General features: G+C 36.3%; 2 protein-coding genes. Both read left to right on the top strand.

Going from position 1 to position 1,443, the window contains the following annotated elements; translation table 11 throughout:
- The coding region (locus tag CLHUN_RS22635) for a polymorphic toxin-type HINT domain-containing protein (RefSeq protein ID WP_242656594.1) at positions 1–488 on the top strand (488 nt) is incomplete at its 5' end.
- A gap of 25 nt (positions 489–513) precedes the next feature.
- Positions 514–888 carry a hypothetical protein gene (locus CLHUN_RS21530; protein WP_080066722.1) on the top strand — a complete coding sequence of 125 codons (375 nt, stop codon included), beginning with the start codon at positions 514–516 and terminating at the stop codon, positions 886–888.
- Positions 889–1,443: the final 555 nt, after the last annotated feature.

Here is a 1,443-nt window from a genome sequence, read left to right as displayed (position 1 = left end):
ACGTCTTAGTAGTGGAAAACAGAAAAATTGAAATTACTGATGAACCAACCAAGGTATATAACTTCCAAGTGGATGATTTCCATACTTATCATGTTGGCGATAATGGTGTATTGGTTCATAATGCGAATTATAATAAGGGAACGCCTAAGACTTGGACTTCTACAGATAAATATGTAGGTGAAACTGCAAATGCAATTGAAGCGAAATATCCGGGTAAAGTTGTTGATGTTAATAAAAAGGTCTATAGAGCAGATGGAACACCATTAACAGATTATGATATCGAGCTTAATAATGCGATAATACAGGTTAAACAAGGTGGAGGAAAAGGTGCTACGAAGCAAGCAATAAATACAGCCTCCAGTACAAGTAAAGAAGTTATTGTTTATTTACCAGACCAGAATCCAGGTGCTGCTGTAGTTAAAGGACTACAAAAAGAAGGCTTTAAAGTATTTACCAACCAACAAGATTTGTTGAATTACCTTAAATAAACTGCAGGGAGGATGTGAGTATATTTTGAAATGGATTTTATTGATAGGAGACGAAAAATTTAATCTTGATAGGATAAAGGCATTCAAGCATCCTAATAGTATCAATTGCTACGATGTAACGGAGATTAGAAACCGGTTTTGTGTTGATTTTGGGACAGATCATATATTTTATGATTATGATGAAACAGGAACAATTCTTATGGATTTTGAAAAGGAAGACCTAGAAAAAATACCTTTTAGAAATCCACATGTTATCACAATGACGTATACATCAGAAAAACGTTTGAAGAATATATTGCAACAAAAAAACTTTCTAGAAGGAATTTATGTAGATAATGACTATGGTCTAATAACTCCTATAGAAGAATTTGTAAAGCTAGGAATGCCGATAAAGAAGTAAATGTATTTCAAGGGTCACACAGTTTTGGCTGACGTGACCTTTCTTTTTGCTCTTAAAGTAGACATAAAATCAATAAAATGAAACCATCATAATATAAACGTTTTGTACCACGTTTTTGCTTGTCGTAGTAACCTTTATATTATGCAACACATAAAAATAGCTTATATCAAAGGCGTTGCGGTTTGCAACTAATGAGCAAGTGAAAAAAGAATATTGCTGCAAAAAGCAATAGATAGCTGTCAGCATCTTTAAGAGGCTTTAACAGCCACCTTAAAGACCACCTTTGAAACGCCAGAAAACGGGCACTTGCAGCCTAGCTTGACCACCTAGCCGACACACTATCGCTTATTCCGACCACCTATGCAAAATGCCGCAGCCCGCATTGCGGGCCGATGTGAGCCGAGGGGAGGTCGCTTGCGACCACCCCTCTTTAACCTGCTATAGTATTAGTCAAGGGATAAATGCAATAATATTGGCAAAATTCCTCCCTTTACTTTGATGTTATCAACGTCCATCAGGACGATGATATAATGTCCTCATACAGACAGAGGTTCT

The sequence above is a fragment of the Ruminiclostridium hungatei genome (assembly GCF_002051585.1).
In the GTDB taxonomy this organism is placed as follows: Bacteria; Bacillota; Clostridia; order Acetivibrionales; family DSM-1351; genus Ruminiclostridium; species Ruminiclostridium hungatei.
Note: the sequence above shows the minus strand (reverse complement) of the source record. Positions and strands in the feature narration are given on the sequence as shown.